The organism is Streptomyces daghestanicus (assembly GCF_020521275.1).
Lineage (GTDB): Bacteria > Actinomycetota > Actinomycetes > Streptomycetales > Streptomycetaceae > Streptomyces > Streptomyces griseoviridis.
Genome location: NZ_BNDX01000002.1, coordinates 1,425,913 through 1,451,009 on the forward strand (window position 1 = coordinate 1,425,913; position 25,097 = coordinate 1,451,009).

22 protein-coding genes are annotated in these 25,097 nt (G+C 73.7%); 8 read left to right on the forward strand and 14 right to left on the reverse strand.

All coding sequences use genetic code 11. From position 1 onward, the window contains the following. Window positions 1–114: 114 nt before the first annotated feature. Window positions 115–336, reverse strand: a complete 222-nt coding sequence (locus tag Sdagh_RS06360) for a hypothetical protein (protein ID WP_190078105.1) — start codon at window positions 334–336, stop codon at window positions 115–117. 178 nt (window positions 337–514) lie between these two features. Between Sdagh_RS06360 and Sdagh_RS06365 the strand changes: the two genes are divergently transcribed. From Sdagh_RS06365 to Sdagh_RS06385, 5 genes are all read left to right on the forward strand, one after another. Then, entirely contained in the window at window positions 515–958 is a 444-nt protein-coding gene (locus Sdagh_RS06365; RefSeq protein WP_189420485.1) for an ATP-binding protein, read from the forward strand. Window positions 959–1,129: 171 nt separating this feature from the next. Continuing rightward, window positions 1,130–2,002 (forward strand): SigB/SigF/SigG family RNA polymerase sigma factor, encoded by an 873-nt coding sequence (locus Sdagh_RS06370; protein ID WP_189420482.1) that lies wholly within the window; start codon window positions 1,130–1,132, stop codon window positions 2,000–2,002. A 71-nt stretch (window positions 2,003–2,073) separates the two neighbouring features. Beyond that, window positions 2,074–2,301, forward strand: a complete 228-nt coding sequence (locus Sdagh_RS06375; protein WP_190010943.1) for a DUF5133 domain-containing protein — start codon at window positions 2,074–2,076, stop codon at window positions 2,299–2,301. A gap of 382 nt (window positions 2,302–2,683) precedes the next feature. Further along, entirely contained in the window at window positions 2,684–3,523 is an 840-nt protein-coding gene (locus Sdagh_RS06380; RefSeq protein WP_189420478.1) for a DUF1206 domain-containing protein, read from the forward strand. 77 nt (window positions 3,524–3,600) lie between these two features. Next, entirely contained in the window at window positions 3,601–4,032 is a 432-nt protein-coding gene (locus Sdagh_RS06385; RefSeq protein WP_189420476.1) for a hypothetical protein, read from the forward strand. 35 nt (window positions 4,033–4,067) lie between these two features. Here the strand turns inward: Sdagh_RS06385 and Sdagh_RS06390 are convergent, their stop codons facing one another. The 10 genes from Sdagh_RS06390 to Sdagh_RS06435 all read right to left on the reverse strand — a co-directional run bounded on the left by Sdagh_RS06390 (window position 4,068) and on the right by Sdagh_RS06435 (window position 19,729). Further along, window positions 4,068–6,314, reverse strand: a complete 2,247-nt coding sequence (locus tag Sdagh_RS06390; RefSeq protein ID WP_189420474.1) for an FUSC family protein — start codon at window positions 6,312–6,314, stop codon at window positions 4,068–4,070. A gap of 89 nt (window positions 6,315–6,403) precedes the next feature. Further along, window positions 6,404–7,780: an NAD(P)/FAD-dependent oxidoreductase gene (locus Sdagh_RS06395; protein ID WP_189420471.1), complete on the reverse strand. Its 1,377-nt coding sequence runs from the start codon at window positions 7,778–7,780 to the stop codon at window positions 6,404–6,406. Window positions 7,781–7,906: 126 nt separating this feature from the next. Then, window positions 7,907–9,625 carry a PP2C family protein-serine/threonine phosphatase gene (locus tag Sdagh_RS06400; RefSeq protein ID WP_189420469.1) on the reverse strand — a complete coding sequence of 573 codons (1,719 nt, stop codon included), beginning with the start codon at window positions 9,623–9,625 and terminating at the stop codon, window positions 7,907–7,909. Then, window positions 9,625–10,695 carry an ATP-binding SpoIIE family protein phosphatase gene (locus Sdagh_RS06405; RefSeq protein WP_190078104.1) on the reverse strand — a complete coding sequence of 357 codons (1,071 nt, stop codon included), beginning with the start codon at window positions 10,693–10,695 and terminating at the stop codon, window positions 9,625–9,627. The genes Sdagh_RS06400 and Sdagh_RS06405 overlap by 1 nt, the downstream gene beginning before the upstream one ends. Before the next feature lies 1 nt (window position 10,696). After that, window positions 10,697–11,137: an anti-sigma regulatory factor gene (locus Sdagh_RS06410; protein ID WP_189420465.1), complete on the reverse strand. Its 441-nt coding sequence runs from the start codon at window positions 11,135–11,137 to the stop codon at window positions 10,697–10,699. Beyond that, the gene (locus Sdagh_RS06415) at window positions 11,137–11,559 is read right to left on the reverse strand and encodes an STAS domain-containing protein (protein ID WP_189420463.1); all 423 of its coding nucleotides are present in this window, start codon (window positions 11,557–11,559) and stop codon (window positions 11,137–11,139) included. Before Sdagh_RS06415 ends, Sdagh_RS06410 begins: the two co-directional genes overlap by 1 nt. Continuing rightward, the gene (locus Sdagh_RS06420; RefSeq protein WP_189420461.1) at window positions 11,556–12,455 is read right to left on the reverse strand and encodes an STAS domain-containing protein; all 900 of its coding nucleotides are present in this window, start codon (window positions 12,453–12,455) and stop codon (window positions 11,556–11,558) included. The genes Sdagh_RS06415 and Sdagh_RS06420 overlap by 4 nt, the downstream gene beginning before the upstream one ends. A 174-nt stretch (window positions 12,456–12,629) precedes the next feature. Then, window positions 12,630–13,034 carry an STAS domain-containing protein gene (locus Sdagh_RS06425; protein WP_189420459.1) on the reverse strand — a complete coding sequence of 135 codons (405 nt, stop codon included), beginning with the start codon at window positions 13,032–13,034 and terminating at the stop codon, window positions 12,630–12,632. 205 nt (window positions 13,035–13,239) lie between these two features. Continuing rightward, window positions 13,240–15,627 (reverse strand): SpoIIE family protein phosphatase, encoded by a 2,388-nt coding sequence (locus Sdagh_RS06430; protein WP_226534730.1) that lies wholly within the window; start codon window positions 15,625–15,627, stop codon window positions 13,240–13,242. Between the two features lie 103 nt (window positions 15,628–15,730). Further along, entirely contained in the window at window positions 15,731–19,729 is a 3,999-nt protein-coding gene (locus Sdagh_RS06435; RefSeq protein ID WP_190010946.1) for a HAMP domain-containing protein, read from the reverse strand. A 423-nt stretch (window positions 19,730–20,152) separates the two neighbouring features. Between Sdagh_RS06435 and Sdagh_RS06440 the strand changes: the two genes are divergently transcribed. Beyond that, window positions 20,153–20,521, forward strand: coding sequence for a PRC-barrel domain-containing protein (locus Sdagh_RS06440; protein ID WP_189420454.1), 369 nt, complete (start codon window positions 20,153–20,155; stop codon window positions 20,519–20,521). Between the two features lie 66 nt (window positions 20,522–20,587). On the opposite strand, the gene Sdagh_RS06445 is transcribed toward Sdagh_RS06440, so the two are convergent. Further along, complete coding sequence (locus Sdagh_RS06445) at window positions 20,588–21,022, reverse strand: ATP-binding protein (RefSeq protein ID WP_189420452.1); 435 nt, start codon at window positions 21,020–21,022, stop codon at window positions 20,588–20,590. A 368-nt stretch (window positions 21,023–21,390) separates the two neighbouring features. Here Sdagh_RS06445 and Sdagh_RS06450 point away from each other — a divergent pair, with 368 nt between their 5' ends. Then, window positions 21,391–21,678, forward strand: a complete 288-nt coding sequence (locus Sdagh_RS06450; RefSeq protein WP_189420450.1) for a DUF4190 domain-containing protein — start codon at window positions 21,391–21,393, stop codon at window positions 21,676–21,678. Here the strand turns inward: Sdagh_RS06450 and Sdagh_RS06455 are convergent. Beyond that, the gene (locus Sdagh_RS06455) at window positions 21,656–23,590 is read right to left on the reverse strand and encodes an AMP-dependent synthetase/ligase (protein WP_190078103.1); all 1,935 of its coding nucleotides are present in this window, start codon (window positions 23,588–23,590) and stop codon (window positions 21,656–21,658) included. The genes Sdagh_RS06450 and Sdagh_RS06455 overlap by 23 nt on opposite strands. Before the next feature lie 155 nt (window positions 23,591–23,745). On the opposite strand from Sdagh_RS06455, the gene Sdagh_RS06460 reads away from it, so the two are divergent. Next, entirely contained in the window at window positions 23,746–23,979 is a 234-nt protein-coding gene (locus Sdagh_RS06460) for a DUF6480 family protein (RefSeq protein WP_189420445.1), read from the forward strand. Window positions 23,980–23,993: 14 nt separating this feature from the next. On the opposite strand, the gene Sdagh_RS06465 is transcribed toward Sdagh_RS06460, so the two are convergent. Continuing rightward, the gene (locus tag Sdagh_RS06465; RefSeq protein WP_190078102.1) at window positions 23,994–25,082 is read right to left on the reverse strand and encodes a glutamate--cysteine ligase 2; all 1,089 of its coding nucleotides are present in this window, start codon (window positions 25,080–25,082) and stop codon (window positions 23,994–23,996) included. Window positions 25,083–25,097: the final 15 nt, after the last annotated feature.

Here is a 25,097-nt window from a genome sequence, read left to right on the forward strand (position 1 = left end):
AGCCGGCCAATCGGCACCGCCGTTCCCGGCGGGGATGCGGGGCCGGGGACGGCCGTCCTCCGGGGAGCCGGCCGCCGGGCCGCGCGTCGGCCCTCCGGAGGCGCCCGCCCGGGGTCAGGTCCCCTCGGCCCGCCGCCCCGGGGTGAGGATCTCGTCCAGCACCCGCAGGACCGTCTCGTACGCCACCGCCCGTACCGCTGCCTCCCGGGCCGCCTCCGGGTCGGAGCCGCGCAGCTCCCCGCTCCGGGTGCGCCAGTTCCGCTCCTCCTGGGCCGCGCAGGCCCGCGCCCGGTGCATCCGGCGCAGCAGTTCGTCCGAGTCCACGACATCCGTCATGGACACCACGTACCCCCGGTACGACGCCCGCATGGCCGTTGCGCCGTACGGATGCCGCGAGGTTTGCCGGTGCGGGGAGAGGTCAGCCGGTACAGCGAGACGGCCGTGAGCACGGCGGGCTCCGGCTCGGTTCTCGGTTCTTGGTTCTTCTTGGTTCCACCGATCAGGGAGCTGACGGATGTGTGAAAGCCCCATGACCCCCGACGCCGCCGGACGGCCCGGTGACGAGCAGGGCCGGCCGCTGCGGCCGAGCAAACCCGCCGAGGCCCGCCGGGCCGTGGAACGCGCGATCTCCGCGCGCTGCCGGTCGGGCGGTGCCCGGTGCGACGCCGACGCCCTGTCCGACGCGCTGCTGGTCGCCTCGGAACTCACCACCAACGCCATCCTGCACGGCGGCGGTGTCACCGACTTCCGGATCGACGTCGACGGCCCCGCCCTGCGGGTGTCGGTCAGCGACCGCAGCGACGCGCTGCCCGCGCCGGTGCCGCCCGCCGACCGGCAGGGCCGCTGGCGGGTGGGCGGCCGCGGCTGGCCCATCGTCTGCCGCCTGGCACGCGACGTCAGGGTCTCCGGACTTCCGTCCGGCGGCAAGTGCATCAGCGTCCTCGTACCGCTGTCCTGAGTACTTTTCGAAAAGCGGAGTTTGTTCCCGGAAGGCAGGGGCAGTCGCAGTTTCGTGCTTCGGACCGGAGGCGCAGCAGCGGGAGCGGTATGGCTGCTTCGACGCTCCAGTCGATCTCGGCCCCGTTCCCGCGGACAGTCCCCTGAGACCACCGTTCAGGAGCGAATCCGCATGCTCATCGACACGCCCACCGACCGTCCCGCCGCAGCCCAGCCCGCCGCCACCGTGACCGAGCCCGCCGCCGATCCGTCGGCCGGGCCGGCCCGGCGCCGCCACGACGACGCCCCCGACACCGCGAGCCTGTTCGTCCGGCTGGCGGAACTGGAGGACGGTCCCGAGCGGGACGCGGTCCGCGACGAACTCGTCACCGCGTGGCTGCCCATGGCCCACCGCATCGCCGGCCGCTTCCGCGACCGCGGCGAGTCGGTCGAGGACCTCCGCCAGGTCGCCGCACTGGGCCTGGTGAAGGCCATCGACCGGTTCGACCCGGAGCGGGGTGCCTTCGAGAGTTACGCCGTCCCCACCATCACCGGTGAGGTCAAGCGGCACTTCCGCGACCGCATGTGGGCCCTGCGGGTGCCCCGCCGGGTCCAGGAACTGCGCAACAAGGTGCGGGTGGCCCGGCGCGAGCTGACCCAGAACCCGGGCAGCCCCGAGCCCTCGACCGCCGACATCGCCGCCCACACCGGCCTCACCGAGGACGAGGTCACCGCCGGCATGGAGGCGCTGGAGAGCTTCAGCACCCTGTCGCTGGACGCCGAACTCTCGGCCGGCGACGACGGCTACAGCCTCGCCGACACCCTCGGCTCCGCCGACGACTCCTACGACATCGTGGTCGACCGCGAGTCCGCCAAGGAGGGCCTGCGCAGGCTGCCCGAGCGGGAGCGCGCCATCCTCTACATGCGCTTCTTCGAGGACATGACCCAGAGCCGCATAGCCGACAAGCTCGGCATCTCGCAGATGCACGTCTCCCGGCTCATCAGCCGCAGCTGCGCCCGGGTCCGCGACGAGGCGATGGGCAAGCGCCCCGCCCGCCGCGGCTGACCCGGCGACCCGCGCCGCACCGACCCCCCACGAGAGAGCCGCACCGACCCCCCACGAGAGAACGGACCCCGATGCTGAAGCCCCACCCGGCCGTGCTGCGCAGGCTCGTCGACGCGTACGAGGCGGAGGCGGCCGGCGACCCGGCCGGCCGCCCGGCCGAGGCGAGCCCGCGCGCCCGGGACCTGGCGTACACGCTGTGCGTGTCGACCGGCACCCGCGACGTGCGCGCCGCCCTCCACGCGGCCCGCGCCTGGCTGGCCCCCGTCCCCGCCGCCCCGCCGGCCGTGCCCGCGGCCTGACCCGGCGGCCGGGCCCGCCGGCCGGAGCGCCGTACCGCCGCCTCGTCCCGCCCGGCGCGGGACGGGCGGCGGCGGTACGGCGACGAGGGCGGAGGGCGTGACGACGACACGTGGCCGCGACCCGATCCGCACGGCAGGCCGTGGCGGAGCCGGCCCGTCCCGGCGCCCTGGGCGTCATCGGGCACCGGGACGGGCCGCTGGCTCGCCTGGCCGGGCCGCACGGCCGTCACGGACGCCCTGGGGCCCCGCACGCGCCGGCCCGCGCGGCGCGTGCGGGGCCCGGTCGCGCCGGAACCGGACGGTCCGTAACGGCCCTCCGCCCGCCGGGTGTGCGGGGCCCGCGCGGGGGCATCCGGGACTCCGGAACAGGGGAGGACGAGACATGACCGCGAGAGTCTTGACGGGAACGGGCCGGGCGAAGGCGCGCCGGGCCGCCGACGGCACGGCCGCCGAGGGCGCCGCCCGCGCCGGGCTCACCGCCCGGGGCGTGATCTACCTGCTGGTCGGCGTGCTGGCCCTGCAGATCGCCTTCGGCACCGGCAACCGGGAGGCCGACCGCTCCGGCGCCCTGGAGGAACTGGCCGACAAGCCGTTCGGCTCCGTACTGCTGTGGGCCCTGGGCATCGGCCTGGTGGGCATGGCCCTGTGGCGGCTGTCGGAAGCCGTGTTCGGCGCCGTCGGACCCGACGGCCGCAAGGCCAAGAAGCGGCTGGCGTCCACCGCCCGCTGCGTGTTCTACGCCTTCGTCGCCTACTCGGTGCTGGCCTTCGCCGCGAGCCCCGGCAACGGCTCCGGCGGCTCCAGCGACCAGCAGTCCCGCGACGTCACCGCCCGGGTCATGGAGGCACCCGCTGGGCGGTGGCTGGTCGGCCTCGTCGGCGTCGGCATAGTCGTCGCCGGCCTGGTGATGGGCGTACAGGCGGCCCGCCGCAGCTACCGCAAGAAGCTGAAGACGGGCGAGCTGGCGCCCTGGTCCCGGCGGCTGGTGGACGTCACCGGCATCGCCGGGGGAGTGGCCCGGGGCCTGGTCTTCGCCGTGGCCGGCGCCTTCGCCGTGCGGGCCGCCGTCGACTACCAGCCCGACCGGGCCAAGGGCCTCGACGACACCCTGCGCTCCTTCGCCGACACCCCGCTCGGCCCCTGGCTGCTGGTCCTGGTCGCGGCGGGCCTGGTCCTGTTCGGCGTCTTCTCCTTCTGCCTGGCCCGCTGGCGCCGCGTCTGAGACACCGCGGACGCCCCATACGAGACCGGCGTACCGGCCGATGTCTGAAGCGATCCGGGAAGGGGAACACGGCACGGATGAACGAACACGAGATTCCGCCGGACGGCCGTCCCGTGGACGTCTACCTCGACCTTCTGCGCATCCGGATGGACACCGAGGACTACCGGATGCTGCTCAACGTCGTGGAGCCGGTTCTGCGGGCGATCGACGAGCAACAACTGCCCACCATCGACTTCTCCCTCGACGGACAGGACGCCGACGCCCTGCCCCAGGAGATCCGCGACGAAGCGGCCCTGGTCATCGCCACCGCGGTGACCGGCCGGCTCGACAACGAGGTGATAGAGATCAGCACCGAGGAGACCGGTCCGATCAGAGTGGTCACCGACGCGGCCACCGCCTCCGACCCGGACCGCCTCGGCGAGATCGCCGACTACCTCAAGGAACGCCACCGGCAGAACGAGGAGCTGCGCGGCATCGCCGAGGCGAGCGGTCTGCCCAGCGACTTCTGAAACCCCCGCCCACCGGAGCGCAGGGGTGCCCGCCGTCACCGCTTCGGCGCCGCGACGGGCACGCCCAGCGGCCGGGCGAGACCGGTCACCGCCTCGTCCAGCCGCTCCAGATGCCGCAGCACCCGGCCGGTGATCCGGCCGTAGCGCGGCACGCCCGCGGCGTCGTACTCCAGGAGCGAGGCGATGCTCGGGCCCGTCTCGACCTCCGTCGCCGCGCCCGGGTCGGCGACGTGCGCCGCGATCGCCCCGATGTTGCGCACCGTGCGCCGCACCGCGCCCCGCAGCCGGGGATCGGCCGCGATGGAGGGGTGCGTGGGCAGCAGCTCGGCCGTCGCCGCCAGCGACCGCGCGTGATACGCGCAGGTCTCCAGCAGCGCCACCACGTACCGCGCGGTGTCCCGCCGGGCCCGCATCGGCGTGATCGGATGCGTGAGCGGCTGGGTCGCGGCCCGCAGATCGCCCAGCGCCTGGTCGAGGTCGCGGGAGCGGTCCAGCAGATCGGCCGCGGGCCCGCCGCTGAGCTGGTCCACGGCACCCTCGGTGACATCGGTCAGCCGGTCCAGGACCGTGCCCAGCAGCTCGTCGGTCCGGCTGTCGGTGCGCACCGGCAGCACCAGCGCCGCCGCCACCACCCCGCAGGCCGCGCCGAGCGCCGTCTCCTCGATCCGCAGCAGCAGCACCGAGGCGCTGTAGGTGTGCAGCAGGGTGTACAGCAGCCCCAGCATGGCCGTGACGAAGAACGACATCAGGGTGTAGGACAGCGGAGCCGTGTAGAACATCGCGAAGACGAACACCAGGACCAGCGCGAACGCCGTCCAGGTGTGCTGCCCCACCAGTCCGGCCAGCACGATCCCGGCCACCACCCCGAAGACCGTACCCAGCAGCCGCCGGTAGCCCTTGACCAGGATCTCGCCGGTCGAGGCGGTGTTGATGAACACGATCCAACAGGTGAGCACCGCCCAGTACCAGCGCTGCGCGGAGAGCATCTCACCGCCGACGATGGCCAGCGTCGAACCGACCGCGACCTGCACCGCGGCCCGCGTGGTGGGGCGCCGCAGCCCGGTCGGCTCCGCCTCGTCGGCGGCTGCCTCCCCGGCGTCGATCGCCGCGTCCTCGGCGTCCAGCTCCTCGCGGGAACGGGTGGTGGCGGGGGAGTCGTCGGACTCGTCCTGCGGGCCGTCCAGCGCGACCCGCAGGCCCATCACCGCGCGCGCCGTCTCACCGATGCCGCGGAAGACGTCCTGCGCGGCCGGGGACGCGGCCGGCAGGTTCTCCTCGTCGCGGTAGCCGAGCAGCCGGTTGCGCAGATGGGACAGGGCGGTGCCGCGCGCCTCGGCGGGCGGCCGGACCACCAGCTCGCGCAGCGCCGCGAGGTCCCGGCGCAGCAGTCCGGTCGCCTCGTCGGTGCCCGGCATCCGGCCCATCGACGGCAGCGGAGCCCCCGGCAGGTGCAGGGTGAGGGTGTCCGCGCGGCGGGCGCTGCGCGCGGTCAGCAGCAGCAGCCCGAGCCGCTCGGCGGCGATCTCCGCGTCCGCGATCCGGCGCTGCACCAGCCGCGTGGTGGACTCGTCGAGCGTGTTGTCGTCCAGCCGGGTCTGGATCATCAGCGCCGTCTCGTGCAGCCGCGCCGTGCCCTCGCGCAGGTCCTCCAGCACCTTGTCGATGTCGTCGGGGTCCGCTTCCAGCAGGTCGAGCTGGGCGGAGATCAGCTGGGCCAGCCGGGCCCGGAACGCCTGCCGCAGCCGTTGCAGGACGCCCGCCGGCGTCGCCGGAACGATCGCGAACCGCACCAGCGCGCTGCACGCGAACGCCACGGTGAGCGACAGGTACAGCTCCGGCAGCCCCGACACCGTCGCCCCGACGAACAGGGAGACGAAGTAGAGCTGGAAACCGATCAGGCCGAGCGCCGTGCCCCGGTCACCGAACCGGCGGCCGTAGACGGCGCAGAAGATCAGGACGACGAAGAAGACGTCGCCGATCACCACCCGCGAGGAGAGCAGCGCCGCCAGGGACACCGACGCCAGCGCGACCGGCAGGCCCAGGGCCAGGGTGACCGCCTGCGGGCCGCGCTGCTTCTCCCGGATGGCGAAGGTGGCGACCATCGCCGCCATCGCGCCGGCCACCAGATGCGTGACGTCGGAGCCGATCAGCGCCAGCACCGCGAGTGCCAGTGCGATCGCGCCCACCGTCCGCAGCCCGGCCACCAGCCGGAGCAGTCCCGGATCGGAGGCGGCGACGCGGTCCCGCAGTCGTGTCCGCACCGAGCGTCCCGCTGCCCTCACGCCGCCGTACACTCCCCATCGTCGAACGCCGAGATCCACTTCTCAGCATGTCATGCCGCGAGCGGATACGGCGCGCCGGGTCGGACGGCTCAGGCCCGTGCCCGGCCGGCCCCCTCCACCCGGGCCCGCACCTCCTCCGGGGACAGGTAGGCGTCGGTGTACTCGAAGTCCTTCAGTTTCGCGGGCTTGCGGGCCTGGAAGCCGGTGCGCACGAAGTCGTCCCCGGCCACCGCGTTGAGCAGCCAGTTGGTCATCACACGGGTCTTGGCGACGCCGGTGCGCAGTGCCGACCAGTGGTAGCCGCGCGCCACCGCCTGCGCGGGCAGGCCCCGCAGCTCCACGCCGAGCGGCTTGGAGACCGCGTCCGCGCCACCGAGGTCGACGACCAGCCCCAGGTCCTTGTGCACGTACGGCCGCAGCGGCTGCCCGCGCAGCGCGGCGATGACGTTGTCCGCGACATGGGTGCCCTGCCGCATCGCGTGCTGCGCGGTCGGCGGGCAGACGGCGCCGTCCTGGCCCTTGGCGAGGTCGGGCACGGCCGCCGCGTCGCCCAGCGCGAACACCCCGTCGTGGTCGGGCAGGCACATCTCGGCGGTGACCGCGAGCCGTCCCTTGACCGTCTCCGCGCCGAGCGTGCCGATCAGCGGGCTGGCGGCGACACCCGCCGTCCAGATGAGCGTGCGGGTCGGGATCACCCGGCCGTCGGTGAAGGTGACCTCCTCCGGGCCGGCCTTGGCGATGGAGACGCCGAGCGAGATCTCGATGCCACGCCGGCGCAGGATCTCCAGGGCGCTGCGGCCCAGCTTGTCGCCCAGTTCCGGCATCAGCTTCGGGGCGATGTCGATCAGGTGCCACTTGATCAGCCGCGGGTCCAGCCGGGGGTAGCGCTTGACGGCGGCGTGCGTCAGACGCTGGAGGCAGGCCGCGGTCTCCGTACCGGCGTAGCCGCCGCCCACCACGACGAACTGGAGGCGGGAGGCGCGCTCGGCGGGGTCCTCGCTGGCGTCCGCCAGGTCGAGCTGGGTGATGACGTGGTCGCGGATGTACGCGGCCTCGGCGAGGGTCTTCATGCCGAACGCGGTGTCGGTCAGCCCCGGGATGTCGAAGGTGCGGGTGATGCTCCCGGGCGACAGCACGATGTAGTCGAACGGCTCGTCGACGATCTTGTCGGTGATGGTGCGCACCACGCAGACCTTGGCCTTCAGGTCCACGCCGATGGCACCGCCCGGGATGATCCGGGTGCGGTACCTGCTGCTCCGGCGCAGCGAGACCGCGACCGACTGGGGGGTCAGCACGCCTGAGGCGACCTGGGGCAGCAGGGGAAGGTAGAGCTGGTAGGCGAAGGGCGTCACCAGCGTGATCTCCGCCTCGCCCGGAGAGAGCTTCCTCTCCAGCCGACGGACGCACTCCACACCGGCGAAACCTGCGCCGACCACCAGAATCCTGGGTCGTGTCACGGTGTTCATCCCTTTCTGCGGCTCCGGGCGGTCTGCCTCGAACGTCCTTCGCCTGCCCGGGGATCGCTGCTTCGCACCCACCGATCTCATCGCGCCGCCGCGCATCCCGCCACTCGGACGCGCCCGCCCGGCCGCTCAGCCGCCCTCACGCAGATGGCACAGGAGCAGGCACACGTCGTCGTCCCGTTCGGAGTCGCTCAGCAGCGGGTCCAGGATGCCGTCCGCCGCGCCGCCCAGGTCGATCCGGAGTTCCTGCGGCCCGAACGACCCGAGGGCCGCCGCCAGCCGCTCGATGCCCGGGTCTATGCCGCGCGCCCGGCGCTCCACCAGACCGTCCGTGTACAGCGCCAGCGTCGTGCCGGGCGCCACCCGTACGGTGTGGTCCGCGATGTCCTGCTTGAGCGGGATGCCGAGCATCGCGCCGGGCTTGGCGTCGAGGACGCGCACCCGGCCGTCCGGCCCGCGCAGCACCGGCGGCGGATGACCGGCCGCCGCCCAGGTCATCGTCGGCTCGTCCGGGTGGAACCGGGCGATGACGGCGGTGGCGTAGAGATCGGGCTGGAGGTTGTGCAGGAAGTTGTGCAGCCGGGTCAGCAGGCGGCCGGGGCTGCCTCCGTCCACGGCGTAGGCGCGCAGCGCGGTGCGCAGCTGGCTCATCATCACCGCCGCGTGCAGCCCGTGCCCGGTGACGTCGCCGACCACCGCGATCACCCCGCCGTCGGGCTGGCGGAACGCGTCGTACCAGTCACCGCCGATGTTCAGCCCGTGGGTGGCCGGCAGATAGCGGGCCGCCAGACCGAGGAAGTCCGGCGTCGGCAGCTCGGTCAGCAGCGCCCGCTGGAGCGTCTCCGCGATGTCCCGGTTGTGCTCGTAGCGCCGGGCGTTGTCGATGGCGATGCTGGCCCGCCGGGTCAGCTCCACCAGCATCACCGCGTCGTCCGGGTCCCAGCGCTCCCCGGGCGGTGACATGGTCAGCACCCCCAGCGGCTCGCGCCGGGTGGGCAGCGGGATGCACAGCACCGGCCGGGCGGAGCGCTCCGGGGACGGCGGATGGTCGTCGACGCCGGCCAGCCCGCCCGGATGGTCGGCGGCGTACTGCGGGCGCCCGGTGCGGGCCGCCGTCACCGCCGCCGGGTGCGCGCCCTCCCGCGGCTCGTCGCCGTCGGTCTCGAACAGCCACAGGTCGACGTTCCCGGCGTAGGCCGGCTTCAGCAGGTCCGGCAGCCGGCGGAGGATCTCGTGGTGGTTGAGCGGCGTCGTCAGCACCGCGCTGGCGTCCGCCAGGAACGTCAGCCGGCGCCGGGCCTCCTCCGCCTCGGTGCGCGCCTTGCGTTCGGCGGCGAACGCCTCCCGCTGCGCCCGTCCGGCGGCGTCCAGCTCGGCGTGGAGCGCCACCACGCCCTGGTTGGTCTGCTGGAGCTCCTCCCGGTGGAAGGCGACCAGCTCCTCCTGCTCGCGCAGCTTGCGCAGCACCAGCGCCGTGTCCTCGTCGGCGCCGAGCAGCGCCTCCGCCAGCGTCGTCGGGTCACCGTCCGCCGCGTCCGTCTGCGGGGCGCGGTCCGGCTCCGGGCAGGCGAGCGTCATCCGCCAGGGCGGCTGGCCCGCGGCCGTCGCCTCCGGCGAGGGTGTCACCAGCACCTCGAGCCGGCTCTCCCCGCCGGCCCGGGTGATCGGGTTGAGGGTGAGCCTCCAGGTGCCGCCCTTGGTCAGGCACTGGCGCAGATGCGCGCTGAGCGCCGCCGACAGCCGGGTCCGCTCCAGCGGCGGCACCCCGTGGGCGGCGGCCAGCCGGGCGGTGGCGATCCGGGCGCGGGCCGCGTCCAGGACACCGGAGATCGTCCACGTACGCATCATCACCGGCCCGCCGGGTTCGAGGCCAGGACGGCCACGGCGGTGTCGTCGCGCACCGGCCGCGCCGAACTGCTGGCGTCGCGCACGGTGACCGCGGCCGTGACGGCGGGGTCGACGCCCGGCCGGCACGCCTCGGGCGGCGGCGTCCAGCGGCTGGGCAGCCCGTCGCTGTGCAGGATCAGCAGATGGTCGTCGCCCCAGGCGGTCTGCTCCTCGCGCAGGGTGCCCGGCCGGTGCACGCCGACGATGCCGGGCCGGGACACCAGCGGCCGCCACACGCCCGCCTCGCACAGCCGCGCCCCGATGTTGCCGATCCCGGCGAACCGCAGCCGCCCGGCGGCCAGGTCCACCTGGGCCACCGCCACCGCCGCGCCCCGGGTACCGGCCAGCGCGCCGTCCAGCCGGCGCAGCGCCTCCCCGGGCGGCAGCCCGGCCGCGCCGCGCAGGGCGTCCACGGCGGCCGTCGAGGCCCGCGCCGCCTCCGGGCCGTGGCCCAGGCCGTCCGCCAGCATCAGCGTCGCCCGGTCCCCCGAGCGCACCCACGCCCAGGCGTCACCCGAGTACTCCGCCCCGCCGAACGGCACGTTCACCCCGCCGGCCCGGACCCGCAGGGCGGGTTCGGACTCCGGCGCCGGCCGGCCGGCCGGCCGCACCGCGGCGCCCACCCGGGCCAGCGCCACCGTGCCCCGGCCGGGGGCGCTGTGCAGCTCGAAGTCGTCGGCGATCCGCCGGCAGGTGCCCAGGCCCGCGCCGAGCGAGCCCGCGGTGGAGAAGCCGTCACCGAGCGCCGCCCCGACGTCCGCGATGCCCGGGCCGTGGTCGACCGCCGCTATCTGCACCACCGGGAGCACGTCCGCGCCCGCCGCCAGGACCGGCGGCGCCACGACCTCGATCAGGACCTGCCCGCCGCCCGCGTGCTTGAGCAGATTGGTGGCCAGCTCGGTGGCGACCAGCGCGGCGACCGCGGTACGCGGCTCGTCCAGCGAGGCGACGGCGGCCGCGTGCTCCGCCGCGACACGGGCGTCGCGCACCCGGGTCGAGTCGTGCACCGGCACCTCCCACACGCGCGGCATGTCAGAACTCCTCACGCGGTTTCGGCGGCCGTCCCGTCCACGACGTCACCCGGACCGTCGTACCGGCGCCCGGCGCGCTCTCGATCGCGAACTCGTGCACCAGACGCCGTGCCCCGCCCAGCCCCATGCCGAGGCCCTCGCCGGAGGTGAAGCCGTCGCTGAGCGCCTGCTCGATGTCCGCGATGCCCGGTCCCTCGTCGCTGAAGGTCAGCCGCAGCCCGTGCGAGGAGCCGTCGACCAGGTGCTCCGACTCCATCGTGCCGCCCCCGCCGTACACCAGGGTGTTGCGGGCCAGCTCACTGGCGGCGGTCACCAGCTTGGTCTGGTCCACCAGGCCGAAACCGAGCGTCGCCGCGGCCTGCCGCACGTGCTGGCGCACCCACATCAGGTCCAGGTCCGAGCCGATCGGCAGGCGGGCCTCGACGCCCGCTGCCGTGCCCATCACGGACGCTCCTGGCGCGGGGCGCCGGGCCGGGCGGACGGCACCGGGGCGTCCAGCAGCTCCAGGGCCGCCTCGGTGCTCAGCGCGGTGTCCAGTCCGGGCAGCGTCAGGCCCAGCTCGACCAGGGTGATCGCGACCGCGGGCCGCATGCCGACGACCACGGTCCGGGCGGCCAGCAGACTCGACTGGGCGGCGATCTCGGCCAGCACCCTGCCGAGGAAGGAGTCGACGATCTCCACACCGGAGATGTCGATGACCACGCCGGTGGCGCCGCTGTCCACCACGCTCTGGGAGAGGTCCTCCTGGAGCTGCTGGGCCGTGCTGTCGTGCAGGTCCCCCTGGATGGTGACCAGGAGCACCCGGCCCAGTCGGAGGACCGGCACACGTCCGGCGGAGGGGTGGCCGGCAAAGCCTTCGTTCACCGCTGATCCGTACCGTTCGACGTGGTGTTGAAGATGCCGGCGCCGAGCTGGTGCAGCGCGTAGCCCAGCGCGTCGGCCAGGCCCGCGCGGGTGATCACCCCGCCCAGGTCCAGACCCAGATGGACGATGGTCTGCGCGATCGCCGGACGGATGCCGGAGACGATGCACTCCGCGCCCATCAGCCGGGCCGCCTGCACCGTCTTCATCAGGTGCTGGGCGACCAGCGAGTCGACCGTCGGCACGCCGGTGATGTCGAGGATCGCGTACCGGGCCCGCTGCTCGACGACGGCCTCCAGCAGCGTCTCCATCACCACCTGGCTCCGCGCGCTGTCCAGCGTCCCGATCAGCGGGACCGCCACGATGCCGTCCCACAGCTTGATCACGGGGGTGGCGACCTCCATCAGCTGGAGCCGCTGCCGGTCGATGAGGGCCTGCCCCTCGCTCAGCGCGGTCTGCATCACCAGGACCCGCAGCGTGCCCATGAGCACGGTCAGCGTGGTCGCGCAGGCCCGCACGTGCTCGGCCGGGGCGTCCCGCAGCTCCTCCAGGAGCATGTTCTCCACCGGCGGGCGCAGCCCGGCCAGTTCACCGGAGACCTGCCCCGTGCTCAGCCCGCCCCGGGAGCGGGCCGCGGCCATCCGCCCCAACTGGTCCCGCACCGGCGCGAATCCGGGGGCGTCGGGGTCCTCGACCCGCCCCACGTCCGCCACCTCGGCGAGGGCGTCCACGACGGCCTTGCCCGCCTCCACCGCCTCGTCCCGCGAGACGGTGAACACGGCACGGAACAGCGGCTCGTCCGCCCAGCGCTGCGCGATCTGCTCACGACGGCCGCGCAGGAAGTCCCTGACCTGACCGGTCGGCGTTCCGGGCGTTGTGTCGCCTACGTGCTCCGGCACCTGTTCCACTCCTCATCCGCAACTGCGTCGCGCGAACCGTTGCGGCAACGGACCGGCGACGTGACTCTGCCGGGCGACCACTGTAATCACCCGCCGACCTCGTACGACACCACGCACGAAAACCTCGTCCGACGACCGGCGTGACCCGCGCCCGAGGAGGAACGCCCGTGCCGGTCAGCCGTCCTGCCGTTCCACCGGGTCGCCGGCCGCACCGCCCTGGCCGTCGACGAGGGCGAGGGCGTCCTCGACGCTCTCCGAGACCGGGACCGTGATGCTGACGCCGGTGAGGTCGAGTATTCGCCGCACCGCGGGGGTGGGCTTGATGATGTGCACGCTGCCCGGCAGCTCCCGGGCCTCCTGGTAGACCCGCAGGATGATGTTCATGCCGGAGGAGTCCATGAACGGCACGGCCGACAGGTCCAGCAGGAAGTGCCGCCGCCCGTGGTGCAGCTGGTTGGCCAGGTGATGCTGGAACTCCGTCGCGGTGTCGACGTCCAGGTAACCCTCGACCGTGAGCAGCGCCACATCCTGCCGGGGCAGGGTCACCTCGACGGACAGCGGATTCTGGGCAATGGGCACGTGTACCTCCAACAGATGTGGGTGGCCAGGGCTGGCCACCCCCGTACGTCACTTCGATTGCGCGCCCTCTTCCCGGGCGTCGGCGCCTTCCGGGGCGCGCGGGTGATCAACCTCTCATCGCTGTCGGTCCCCCTCGTTCCCCGAACGGCCCCCGCGCCGCGCGCTTACCCACAGATCCGCCGGCCATGCCTGCCGGGGTGCCGGTTCACCCGAGCCGCACCCCGACCAGGCAGGTGTCGTCGTCCGTGTCCGACCGGCTGTAGGTGAGCAGCCGGTCCAGCTGCTGGTCCAGCGTGGTCGGCGCGGTACGCACCGTGGTCAGGAGCTGGGTCAGCGACTCCTCCACGGACCGGTCACGCCGCTCGACCAGACCGTCGGTGTACATCAGCAGCGTGTCCTCGGCGGCCAGCTGCGTCTCCGCCTCCTCGTACCGGGCCTCCGGTACGGCGCCCAGCAGTATGCCCTTCACCAGCGGCAGCGGCGCGGCCGACCCGTCACGGACCAGCACCGGCGGCAGATGGCCGGCCCGCGCCCAGCGCAGGGTGCGCCGGGACGGGTCGTACAGCCCGCACACCGCGGTCGCGGTGACCCCGCCGGTCAGATGGTGCGCCACGATGTTCAGCCAGGACAGCAGCTGGCCCGGTCCCGCCCCGGTCACCGCCAGACCGCGCAGCGCGTTGCGCAGCACCACCATGGTCGTCGCGGCCTCTATGCCGTGCCCGGCCACGTCGCCCACGCACAGCAGCACCAGCCGGTTCGGCAGCACCACCGCGTCGTACCAGTCGCCGCCGACCAACTGCTCGGTCTCCGCGGGGCGGTAGCGGACGGCGACCTGGAGGCCGTCCATCTTCAGCGGTGCCTGCGCGGGCGGCATGATCGCGTGCTGGAGCTGGAGGGTGAGGCGGTCGCGTTCGCTGGCCTGCTGCTCGGTGTGGGCGAGCTGGTCCCGCGTGGCGGCCAGCGCCACCTCCGTCCAGTGCTGCGCCGAGATGTCCTGACAGGCGCCGCGCACCATCAGCAGCCGGTCGTCGGTGTCCAGCACCGGCTCGGCGACCACCCGGATGTGCCGGGTCACGCCGTCCGGCCGGGCCAGCCGGAACGCCGCCGAGGCGGGCCGCCGGTGGTGCATCACGGTCCGCAGGAACCGGCCGATGGTGACCGCGTCGTCGGGGTGGGCGTGGGCCGGCAACTGCTCCAGCGGCACCGGTGTGCTGGTCTCCGGACGCCCGTACAGGTCGAACAGCTGCCCGTTCCAGGTGATCTCCCCGGTCAGCAGGTTCTCCTCGAACCCGCCGATCCGGCCGAGGCGCTGGGCGTGCTGGAGCAGGCTGGCCAGCCGCGCCGTCTCGTCCTCGATGCGCCAGATCAGCAGCACCGCGTTGCCGTGCCGGCTGATGCTGATGTCCGCCACCGCCGACAGCGGCACCTGGTCCACGAGCGCGGTCAGGTTCATCCGCCGCGCCCGGAACGGCTCCCCGGTCGCGTAGACCCGCTCCACCCGCTGGAACAGCTCGCTCTCCCCGGCGGCCATCGGGTACGCCTGGAGCAGCAGCGTGCCGTTGACCACGGCGCGGGGCCGGCCCGCCGGGTCCAGGAAGCGGTCGTTGACGTGCTGGATGAGGAAGTCGGCCAGGTTCCCGGAGTCGTCCAGGTGCGGCACCAGGACCAGGGCCGGGTCGTGCAGCCCGTCGGCGAGGTCCATCAGCTCCGCCGCGTCCGGCAGCACCCGTGGCTCCAGCCCGGCGCCCGGCGCAGGCATCCGGGTCTCCAGCGTGTGCGCGCACAGCTCGGCCAGCGCCTCCACCTGCCGGACGACCTGCGGCGGCTGCGGGGCCAGCGGCACCGGCCAGGCGATCTCCAGGACGCCGTGCACCCGCCCCCCGGTCCCCGCGGGCACCGCAACCCGGCCGCCGTGCGGGTACTGGTGCCGGCCGACGCTGGGCAGCCCGGTGTCCGCCAGTGACATGAACCACTGCCCCTCCGGCCCGGTCAGCCCGCTGCGGGCGACCGTCGCCACGTCCGGCGGCACATAGCGCCAGCGGGCCGCCTCGGCGGGGGAGAAGCCCGCGCTGCCGGCCAGGGTCAGCGAGCCGTCGGAGCCCGCCGCCCAGATCGCCACGGCCACCGCGCCGAGCGGCAGCAGCGCCTGCTGGAGCAGGGCGTCGGCGACGGCCTGGGTGTCGTCGGCGGCCAGCGCGCCGCTCTCGGCGGCCCGCAGCCGCACCGCCGCCGACTCCGCCGCCTGCTCGTCCGCCGCGGCGGCGGTCGCCGCGAGGAACGCTTCGGCCACCTCCGACATCCGGTCCCGGGCGGCCTGGTTGATCACGTCGACCGCGAACTCCAGCGGAGTCACCTGGGACTGCTCGGCCAGCTCGGTGAGCTGCCGGGCGGCCTGCGCCGGACCGCAGCCGAGCCGCTCCACCAGGATGCCCTTGGCCAGCTCGATCAGGGCCCGCCCCTCGGCCTCCGCCTGGGCCCGGCTCACCTCGCGGCTGAGCCGCTCCACCGTGGCCGCCAGCCGTCCCACGGGCGATTCCCGGGGGACGTTCGCGATCTCGGTGGAGGGATCGCCGTCGTGCGTGTGTTCGGAGATGCTCACGGTGTCACTGCTCCTCGGCTGGCGGGCGTCCGGTCACGCGCCACGGTGCGGCGCGCGGCCGGCGGTCCGCCGGGGTACGGGACGGCGGCCGGTCGGCTCATACGGGCAGCCACCGCCGCACGCAGGCCATGAGGTCCTCCGTGTCGACCGGCTTGGTGACGTAGTCGCTGGCGCCCGAGGCGAGCGACTTCTCCCGGTCGCCGGGCATCGCCTTCGCGGTGACGGCGATGATCGGCAGCTCCGCGTACCGGGGGATGGAACGGATCTCGGCGGTTGCCGTGTAACCGTCCATCTCCGGCATCATCACGTCCATCAGCACCAGGGCGATCTCCGGGTTGTCCACCAGGGTGTCGATGCCCTTGCGGCCGTTCTCGGCGTGCAGCACCCGGAAGCCGTGCAGTTCCAGGATGCCGCTCAGCGCGAACAGGTTGCGGGCGTCGTCGTCGACCACGAGGACGGTACGGCCGTCCGGTGCGCCGCCCGCCGGGGCCGGCACCGTCCGCAGCGGCTCCTCGGCGCGGACCAGGGAGAGCACGTCACCGGGCTCCTCGGCGGACAGGTGCAGGGCGATGCGCTCGCGCAGCTCGTCCAGGCTGGAGAGGAACTCCAGCGCCGCCCCGCCCTCGGCCCCGGCCCGCAGCGACTCCTCCAGCGCGGCGTCCGCGCGGTGCCCGCTGTGCACCAGGACCGGCACGCTCGCCAGCGCCGAGTCGCCGCGCAGCGCGGTCAGGAAGCGGGACGCCTCACCGTCCGGCATGCCCAGCTCCAGGACCACGCAGTGGCAGGGGTCGGCGGCCAGCGCGCCCGCCGCCTCCTGGGCGCCGACGGCGGTGATCACGTCCAGCGGCGGCCGGCCGCCGGTGTCGTCCCGGCCGTGCGCGAGGTCGGCGACCACGCTCTCCGCGACCAGGGTCAGCAGCCCCCGGGGCCGCTCCTCCACCACCAGCAGCCGCCGCGGACGCTGCCCGGAGGTCAGCTCGGGCGCGGGTGCCGGGCGGGTCAGCTCGCCGGCGGACGGGTCGGCCGCCGCGCGGTCCGCGGGCCGGCCGTGCGCCAGCAGCTCCTCGAAGTCGGGCCGCGCCACCGGCAGGAACAGCGTGAACGTGCTGCCCTGCCCGGGTGTGCTGTCCACGGTCACCGCGCCGCCCAGCAGTTGCGCGATCTCCCGGGTGATGGACAGCCCGAGGCCGGTGCCGCCGTACTTGCGGCTGGTGGTGCCGTCCGCCTGCTGGAAGGCGCCGAAGATCGTCTCCAGGTGCTGCTCGGGGATGCCGATGCCGGTGTCCCGGACCCGGAACGCCACCACCGCGCCGCCCCGCAGCACGCCCCGGGGGACCTCCTCGTCGGCCGCCGGCTCGATCCGCAGCTCCACGCTGCCCCGCTCGGTGAACTTCACCGCGTTGGAGAGCAGGTTGCGCAGCACCTGTCGCAGCCGGGAGTCGTCGGTGAGCAGGTCGGCCGGCGCGCCGGGCGCGGTCGTGATCGTGAACTCCAGGCTCTTCTGCGTGGTCATCGGCCGGAAGGTGGCCTCGACGTACTCGATGAGCTGGCGCAGCGTGACCCGCTCCGGGGCCACGTCCATCTTCCCGGCCTCCACCTTGGACAGGTCGAGGATGTCGTTGATCAGCTGGAGCAGGTCCGAGCCCGCCGAGTGGATGATGCCCGCGTACTCCACCTGCTTGGGGGTGAGGTTGCGCGAGGGGTTCTGCGCGAGCAGCTGGGCGAGGATCAGCAGGCTGTTGAGCGGCGTGCGCAGCTCGTGGCTCATGTTGGCCAGGAACTCCGACTTGTACTTCGAGGCCAGCGAGAGCTGCTGTGCGCGGGCCTCCAGCTCCTGCCGGGCCTGCTCGATCTGGAGGTTCTTCGCCTCGATGTCCCGGTTCTGCGTGGCGAGCAGCGACGCCTTCTCCTCCAGCTCGGCGTTGGAGCGCTGCAACTCGTCCTGCTGCACCTGGAGTTCGGTGGACCGGGCCTGCAGCTCGGCCGTCAGCCGCTGCGACTCGGCGAGCAGCTCGTCGGTGCGGGCGTTGGCCACGATGGTGTTGACGTTGACGCCGATGGTCTCCATCAGCTGGGCCAGGAAGTCGTGGTGGATCTGGGTGAACGCGGAGACCGACGCCAGCTCGATCACACCGAGGACCTGGCCCTCGAAGACGATGGGCAGCAGCACCAGCGCGGTCGGCACCACCTGGCCGAGCCCGGAGGAGATGGTCACGTAGTCCGGCGGCAGCTCGTCCACGGTGATGGTGCGGCGGCTGCGCGCGGCCTGCCCGACCAGGGTCCGGCCGAACGGGATGCGGGTGGGCCGGCCGTCGTCGTCCGGGTAGCCGTAGGAGCCGACGAGCCGCAGCTCGGGGCCGCTCACGCCGTCCTCGGCGAGGTAGAAGGCGCCGTACTGGGCGGAGACCAGCGGCACCAGCTCGTCCATGATCAGCTCGGCCACCACGGGCAGGTCCCGGTGGCCCTGCATCAGGGAGGAGATCCGGGCGAGGTTGGTCTTGAGCCAGTCCTGCTCCTGGTTGGCCCGGGTGGTCTCGCGCAGGGACTCCACCATCGCGTTGATGTTGTCCTTCAGCTCGGCGACCTCGCCGGACGCCTCCACGTTGACCGTGCGGGTCAGGTCGCCCTCGGCGACCGCGCTGGTGACCCCGGCGATGGCCCGGACCTGCCGGGTCAGGTTCCCGGCCAGCTCGTTGACGTTCTCCGTGAGCCGCTTCCAGGTGCCGGAGACGCCCTCCACCTCGGCCTGGCCGCCGAGCCGGCCCTCGGTGCCGACCTCGCGGGCGACGCGGGTGACCTCGTCGGCGAAGGCGGAGAGCTGGTCGACCATCGTGTTGATGGTCGTCTTCAGTTCGAGGATCTCGCCGCGGGCGTCGACGTCGATCTTCTTCGACAGGTCGCCGCGGGCCACGGCCGTCGTCACCAGCGCGATGTTGCGCACCTGGCCGGTGAGGTTGTTGGCCATGGAGTTGACGTTGTCGGTGAGGTCCTTCCAGGTGCCGGCCACGTTCGGCACGTGCGCCTGGCCGCCGAGCCGGCCCTCGGTGCCGACCTCGCGCGCCACGCGGGTCACCTCGTCGGCGAAGGCCGACAGCGTGTCGACCATGGTGTTGATGCCCTGGGCCAGCGCCGCGACCTCGCCCTTGGCCTCGACCGTGATCCGCTGCGAGAGGTCGCCCTTGGCGACGGCGGTGGCGACCTGGGCGATGGAGCGGACCTGGTTGGTCAGGTTGGACGCCATCACGTTGACGTTGTCGGTGAGGTCCTTCCAGGTGCCGGAGACCCCCCGCACCTGCGCCTGCCCGCCGAGGTTGCCGGCCGTGCCGACCTCGCGGGCGACCCTCGTCACCTCGTCGGCGAAGGCGGAGAGCTGGTCGACCATCGTGTTGATGGTGTTCTTCAGCTCAAGGATCTCGCCGCGGGCGTCCACGGTGATCTTCTGCGAGAGGTCGCCCTTGGCGACGGCGGTGGCGACCTGCGCCACATTGCGGACCTGGTTGGTCAGGTTGCCCGCCATGAAGTTCACCGAGTCGGTGAGGTCCCGCCAGGTGCCCCGCACGCCCTGCACGTCCGCCTGACCCCCCAGGCGGCCCTCGGTGCCGACCTCGCGGGCGACGCGGGTGACCTCGTCGGCGAAGGCGGAGAGCTGGTCGACCATCGTGTTGATGGTGTTCTTCAGCTCCAGGATCTCGCCGCGGGCGTCCACGTCGATCTTCTGCGACAGGTCGCCCCGGGCCACCGCGGTCGCCACCTGGGCGATGTCACGGACCTGCGTGGTCAGGTTGCCGGCCATGGCGTTCACCGAGTCGGTCAGGTCGGACCAGGTGCCCGAGACCCCCGGCACCTTCGCCTGACCCCCCAGCCGGCCCTCGGTGCCCACCTCGCGGGCCACCCGGGTGACCTCGGACGTGAACACGGACAACTGATCCACCATGCCGTTGAAGACCTTGGCGATGTCGCCCATCAGGCCCTCGGCGTCGTCCGGCAGACGCGTGCCGAAATCGCCGTCCCGTACGGCCGTGAGGCCGGCCAGGAGCCGTCGCAGCTCCTGATCGCCCCAGGCCGCGTCGACGACCCCGGTGCTGTCGCTGGTCATGCGCACCCTCGTTCCGCTCCCCAGGAGTCCTCACGGCCGAGGACTCGGAACCCCCGCCCGGGCCGATCCGCGGCCCGGACTGTGTGTCGCGTTTCCGCAGTTCAGCGGAGATGCTCCGGGAGAAAAATACGCCAGAGCCGGAGGTGCTCGCCGGGCGGGCGGCGAAAAGCGGGTCCGGTCCGCGAGGTGCCCCCTGCCTCCCGGGAAAGAGGGGCATGCTTCGGGAGAACCTGGGTACCCGGGTCTGTTTGACCCCAGGGGCACCCGCCGGGTACGTCCCGTTTCCGACCGGCCCGGCCGACGGGGCCGGAGGCCACCGAATGCCGGTGCCGGGCGAGGGTAGTTGCTGCTGTGGAACCGGGGCGGGCGGGAAGCGCCCGCCCCGGACCGGGAACCGGTCAGGACGCGGGAGGAAGGAGCAGCGTGCCGATGGAACGAATCTGGTCGTACGCGCCGGAGAGCGGTCACGTCGAGGGAGAGGACCTGTCGGGCTGCACCGTCGTAGGGCGCGACGGCACCATCGGTCACGTGGACCGCCAGGCGGACCACTACGGGATGCGGCACCTGGTGGTCGACACCGGGGTCTGGGTCTTCGGCCGCAGTGTCCTCGTGCCCGTCGGGGTGGTCGCGGGCATCGACACCGAGGCCCGCAAGGTCACGCTGTCGTGCTCACGGGCGGAGGTGAAGGCGGCGCCCCGGTTCGAGACCGACAGCGAGACGATGGACCGGGAGTACCTCGTGGCGGTCGGCGACTACTACCACCGGCTGCCGCCCGAGGCCGTCACGCCGTGACGCGGGTGTCCGGCGGGGGCGCGGCCCCCGCCGGACACCGGGGCCGCGCGGGCCCGCCCGCGGGTCTCACCAGGGCAGGAAGACGTGGACGTCCTTGCCCCGCTCGTCGCTCACCACGCTGACCTGGTCGCACAGGGTGTGGATCAGGTGCCAGCCGATGCCGCCGCCCCCGTTGCTCGGGTGGAAGGGCCGGGGCGCGGGCGGGGTCGGATTGGTGTCGTGCATCACCACGTGCACCCCGTCGAAGGTGCGCCGCAGCTCCAGCCGGAAGGGCCCCGGGGCGTACTGCACGGCGTTCGCGGCCAGCTCGGTGACGACGAGGAGGATGTCGTCCCAGTGCTCCGGGGCACCCGGGGAGACCACCCGCGAGAGGTCGTAGAGGAATTCCTCCGCGACCAGGCGCGCACCCGTCACATTGTGCAGCTCCCCGCTGAAGCTGGCGGTGCGGTTCGTGATCTCCTCGGAAGCCAGTGTCCTGTCCCAACGCGACTCGGCTGCCATTTCGCCTTCCCGGCCCGGCGTCTGCCCGGCTTGTCTCGTCCTTTCCCGTGCGCCCCCTCCGTCTGTAGTTCCCGTGCCGGCGGAGCCTACGCGCCCGTCTGCCAGGACACCGCGAGATCACCCCCGGTGACGGACCGGCGACCCGGGGTGCCCGCTCGCGCGGGCGGCCCGGAATTCCCGGCCCTCCATCGCGGGAAAGGAATCCGGCCGACGCGGAATGCGAAATTCCGTACCGCGCCGGACCGTGCCGTGTCAATTCCACGGAATACACGGGGGATTGGGCGGGCACCCGGAGGGCGGAACAGACCGGAGCATGACACACCAGGGAGTGCTCCGCCGACCGAATCCCCCTACATCAGGAGATTCTGATGACCAGTTACGGCAGTTCCTCCGCCGCCTCCTCGCGGTCCCGCACCAACGGCCTGGCCGTCGCGAGCCTCGTCTGCGGCATCATCGGCCTGTTCCTGTTCAATGTCATCCTCGGGCCGGTCGCGATCGTGCTGGGCGCCGTGGGCATGCGGCAGGCGGCGGTCAAGGGCGGCGGCGGCATGGCCAAGGCCGGTGTGGTGCTCGGCGTCATCGACCTCGTCATCTTCGGTGTGCTGCTCGCGGTGACCGCCGCCAACGGCGGTTTCACCTGGTACGTCGGCGGCTGACGAAGACGTTGTCGGACTCCTCCCAGTCCTCGCCGGCCGTCGGCCCGGCCGGCCGGTCCCGCCCCGGCCGCGGGGAGCGCGCCGCGTACATGGCGTCTATCTCCGGGGCGCAGACCCGCGCGATCTCCGCGCGGCGCGGATCCAGCGACGGGGTCAGCAGTCCCCGGGCCACGTCGAAGGGCTCGGGCAGGATGCTGAAGACCCGGATCGACTCGGCCCGGGACACGGCACGGTTGGCGGCGGCCACGGCGCGCGCGATCTCCTCACGCAGGGCGTTCTCCTCGTGTGCCTCGCGCGCGCCGGCGTCGCCGTCCGGCGGCGCCAGGCCCGCCCGCCAGTGCGTCACGAACTCCGGGTCCAGAGTGATGAGGGCGCCGGCACAGGGACGGCCGTCGCCCACGACCACCGCCTGGTGGACCAGCGGGTGCGTGCGCAGCCGCTGCTCCAGGGCGGCCGGGGCCACGCTCGTGCCGCCGCTGGTGACGATGACGTCCTTCTTGCGGCCGGTGACCGTCACATAGCCCTCGTCGTCCAGCCGGCCCAGGTCGCCGGTGGCCAGCCACCCGTCGCGCAGCACCGCCCGGGTGGCGTCCGCGGCACCGACGTACCCCTGGAAGAGGGACGGGCCGCGGACCAGGATCTCGCCGTCGCCGGCCACCCGGATCTCCGTGCCGGGCAGCGCCTTGCCGACGGTGCCGGACTTCTCCCGGCCCAGCGGCTGCATCGTCACCCCGCCGGCCGTCTCGGTCAGGCCGTAGCCGTCGTGCACGTGGATGCCGATGCCCTCGAAGAACAGGGACAGCTCGCGGCTGAGCGGCGATCCGCCGCTGGCGGCCCGGCGCACCCGGCCGCCCAGCGCTGCGCGCAGCCGCCGGTACACCGACCGCTCGTAGCGCGCGTGCCGCATCCGCAGGTCCAGGCCGGGACCCGGGCCGGTGCCCAGCCGCCGGCGCTCCTGGGCCTCGGCGAAGTCCCGGGCGGTGGCGGCGGCACGCTCGAACAGCGCGCCCCGGCCGGCCCGCTCGGCCGAGCGCAGGGAGTTCTTGTAGATCCTCTCCAGCACCGAGGGCACGGCGTAGAAGCAGGTGGGCCGGAAGGTCCGCAGCGCCGAGGCCAGCGCCGCCTCGGTCAGCTCCGGCTCGTGGGCCATCAGCAGGCCGCCGCGCACGCACAGCCCCTGGACCATCAGGCCGTACACGTGCGAGAAGGGCAGGAACGCGAGGACCGCGCCCTGTTCCCCCGGCGGCGCGGCGGTCCCGCCCCAGCCGTCGAGCAGGACGTCGCAGGCTGCGGCGAGCGCGCCGTGGCTCAACGCGCAGCCCAGGGGGCGGCCGGTGGTGCCGGAGGTGTAGGCGACGACCGCGGTGGCCTCCGGCAGCACGATCCGGCGCATCGAGTCCACCGTGGCCGCCGCCACGTCCGCGCCCAGGGCGGTCAGCTCCGCGCACGCCCCCGCGTCCAGCTGCCACACGTGCCGCAGCGCGGGCAGCGACGCGCACACCGGCCCCACGGTCATCACGCACCGCTCGTCCTCGACCAGCACCGCCGCGCAGTGCGCGTCCCGCAGCATCCACGCGACCTGGTCCCGGGAGGACGCCGGGTGGATCGGCACGGCCTCGGCGCCCACCGTCCACAGCGCGTAGCCGAACACCGTCCACTCGTAGCGGGTGCGGGCCATGATCGCGACGCGTTCACCCGGCGCGATCCCCGCCGCGATCAGCCCCTTGGCCAGGCCCAGCACCTCGTCGCGGACCTCGGCGGCCGTCCGTACCTCCCAGTCGGCGCCGTCCGGACCGGGGCGGCGGGCGAGCAGCGGCAGCGCCGGCGTCCGCTCCGCCGTCTCGAACAGCCGGTCGGCCAGACCGCCGGCCGGCGCCCCGGCGGTCTCCGGAGCGGAGGCGGAGTCGCGCATGCACTGCTCCTGATGTGTGCGGACTGTGACGGAAACCGTCGGACGCTGTGGTCCGGCGCTGCCCGAATCTAGCCGAGGCGGCCGCCCACGGGCACCCGGACGGCACAACTCGCCCGTCCGTGATGATCCGGGCGGGATCGGGGGACCCGGACGGCATGAGCTATACGAATCCCGACCCCGAGCCCGAGCGCACCACCGGCCTGGAACCGGGCGGCGGCGTACCGCCCGGGGAGACCCCGCCCGCGGAGAGCAGCCTGCCCGAGGCCGGCCCGCGCGAGGTCCACAATCCCCCCAAGGGCTGGGGCAAGGCCCCGCTGACGGTGATCCTCGTCCTCGTCGTGCTGGTCGCGGCGTTCTTCCTCGCCTACGCCATCTCCCTCATGGTGTGAGCGCCGGGGGCGTCTCAGCCCTGGGTGTGCCGCACGCACCCGGTGACGACGTCCCGCAGGCTGCCCGTGCGCTCCAGCAGCTCCCGCTGGACCCGCGCCCCGTTGCCGCGCCGCAGCAGCTCGGCGAGGGCCGCCCGCACCCGTTCCAGGTCCCCGGCCTCCACCAGCGCCTCCTCGACATGGTCGACCAGCGCCCGTACGACGGTCTTGGCGGGCATCCGCCGCATGGTCGCCGGATGCAGCAGCTCGCCGGTGAGCCCCGACCGGGCGGCCCGCCAGGCGGCCAGCCGCAGCAGGCTCACACTGTGCCCGGCCGGCTCCACGCCCTCCCGCCACTCCCGCGCGGCGGTCTCCACCAGGCCCCGGGCGAGGCAGGCGAGCAGGACGGCCGTGTCGGAGTGCAGACAGACGTCCGCGACCCGGAACTCGACCGTCGGATAGCGCTCGGACAGCCGGATGTCGAAGTAGATCATCTTCTCGTCGAGGATGGTGCCGGTGGACACCATGTCGGCGACCCGCCGGTGGTAGCGCTCCGCCGAGCCGAACAGCTCGGTCGGCCCGGCCGACGGCCAGCGCTGCCAGACCCGGCTGCGGTAGCTGCTGTACCCGGTGTCCTTGCCCTGCCAGAACGGCGAGTTCGCGCTCAGCGCGGCGAGCACCGGCAGCCAGGGCCGCACCCGGTCGGCGACGGCGACGCCCTCCTCGTCGGAGTCCACGGCCACGTGCACGTGGCAGCCCATGACGAGCTGCTCCTGGACGACGACGCCGTACTGGTCGGCCATCCACTGGTAACGGCTGTTGACGCCGACGGCGGGGCTGACCGGCAGCGGGGAGGTGGCCAGGGCGGCGACCGTGGCGCCCAGCTCCCCGGCGTGCCGCGCGGCCTCCTTGCGGCAGCGGACGATCTCCGCGTGCAGCCGCTCCATCTCCTCCTGCGGATGCGTGGCGAACTCCAGCATCTGCTCGTGCAGTTCCTTCTCGAAGACCTCCTCCTCGCCCGCGTCCAGGGCGGCCCGCGCGAGGACCGCGGCGGACATCGCCCGCGGGTCGCCGGTCTCGGGATCGACGAGGAGGAGTTCCTCCTCCACTCCGACGGTACGCACGTGATGCCGCCTTCC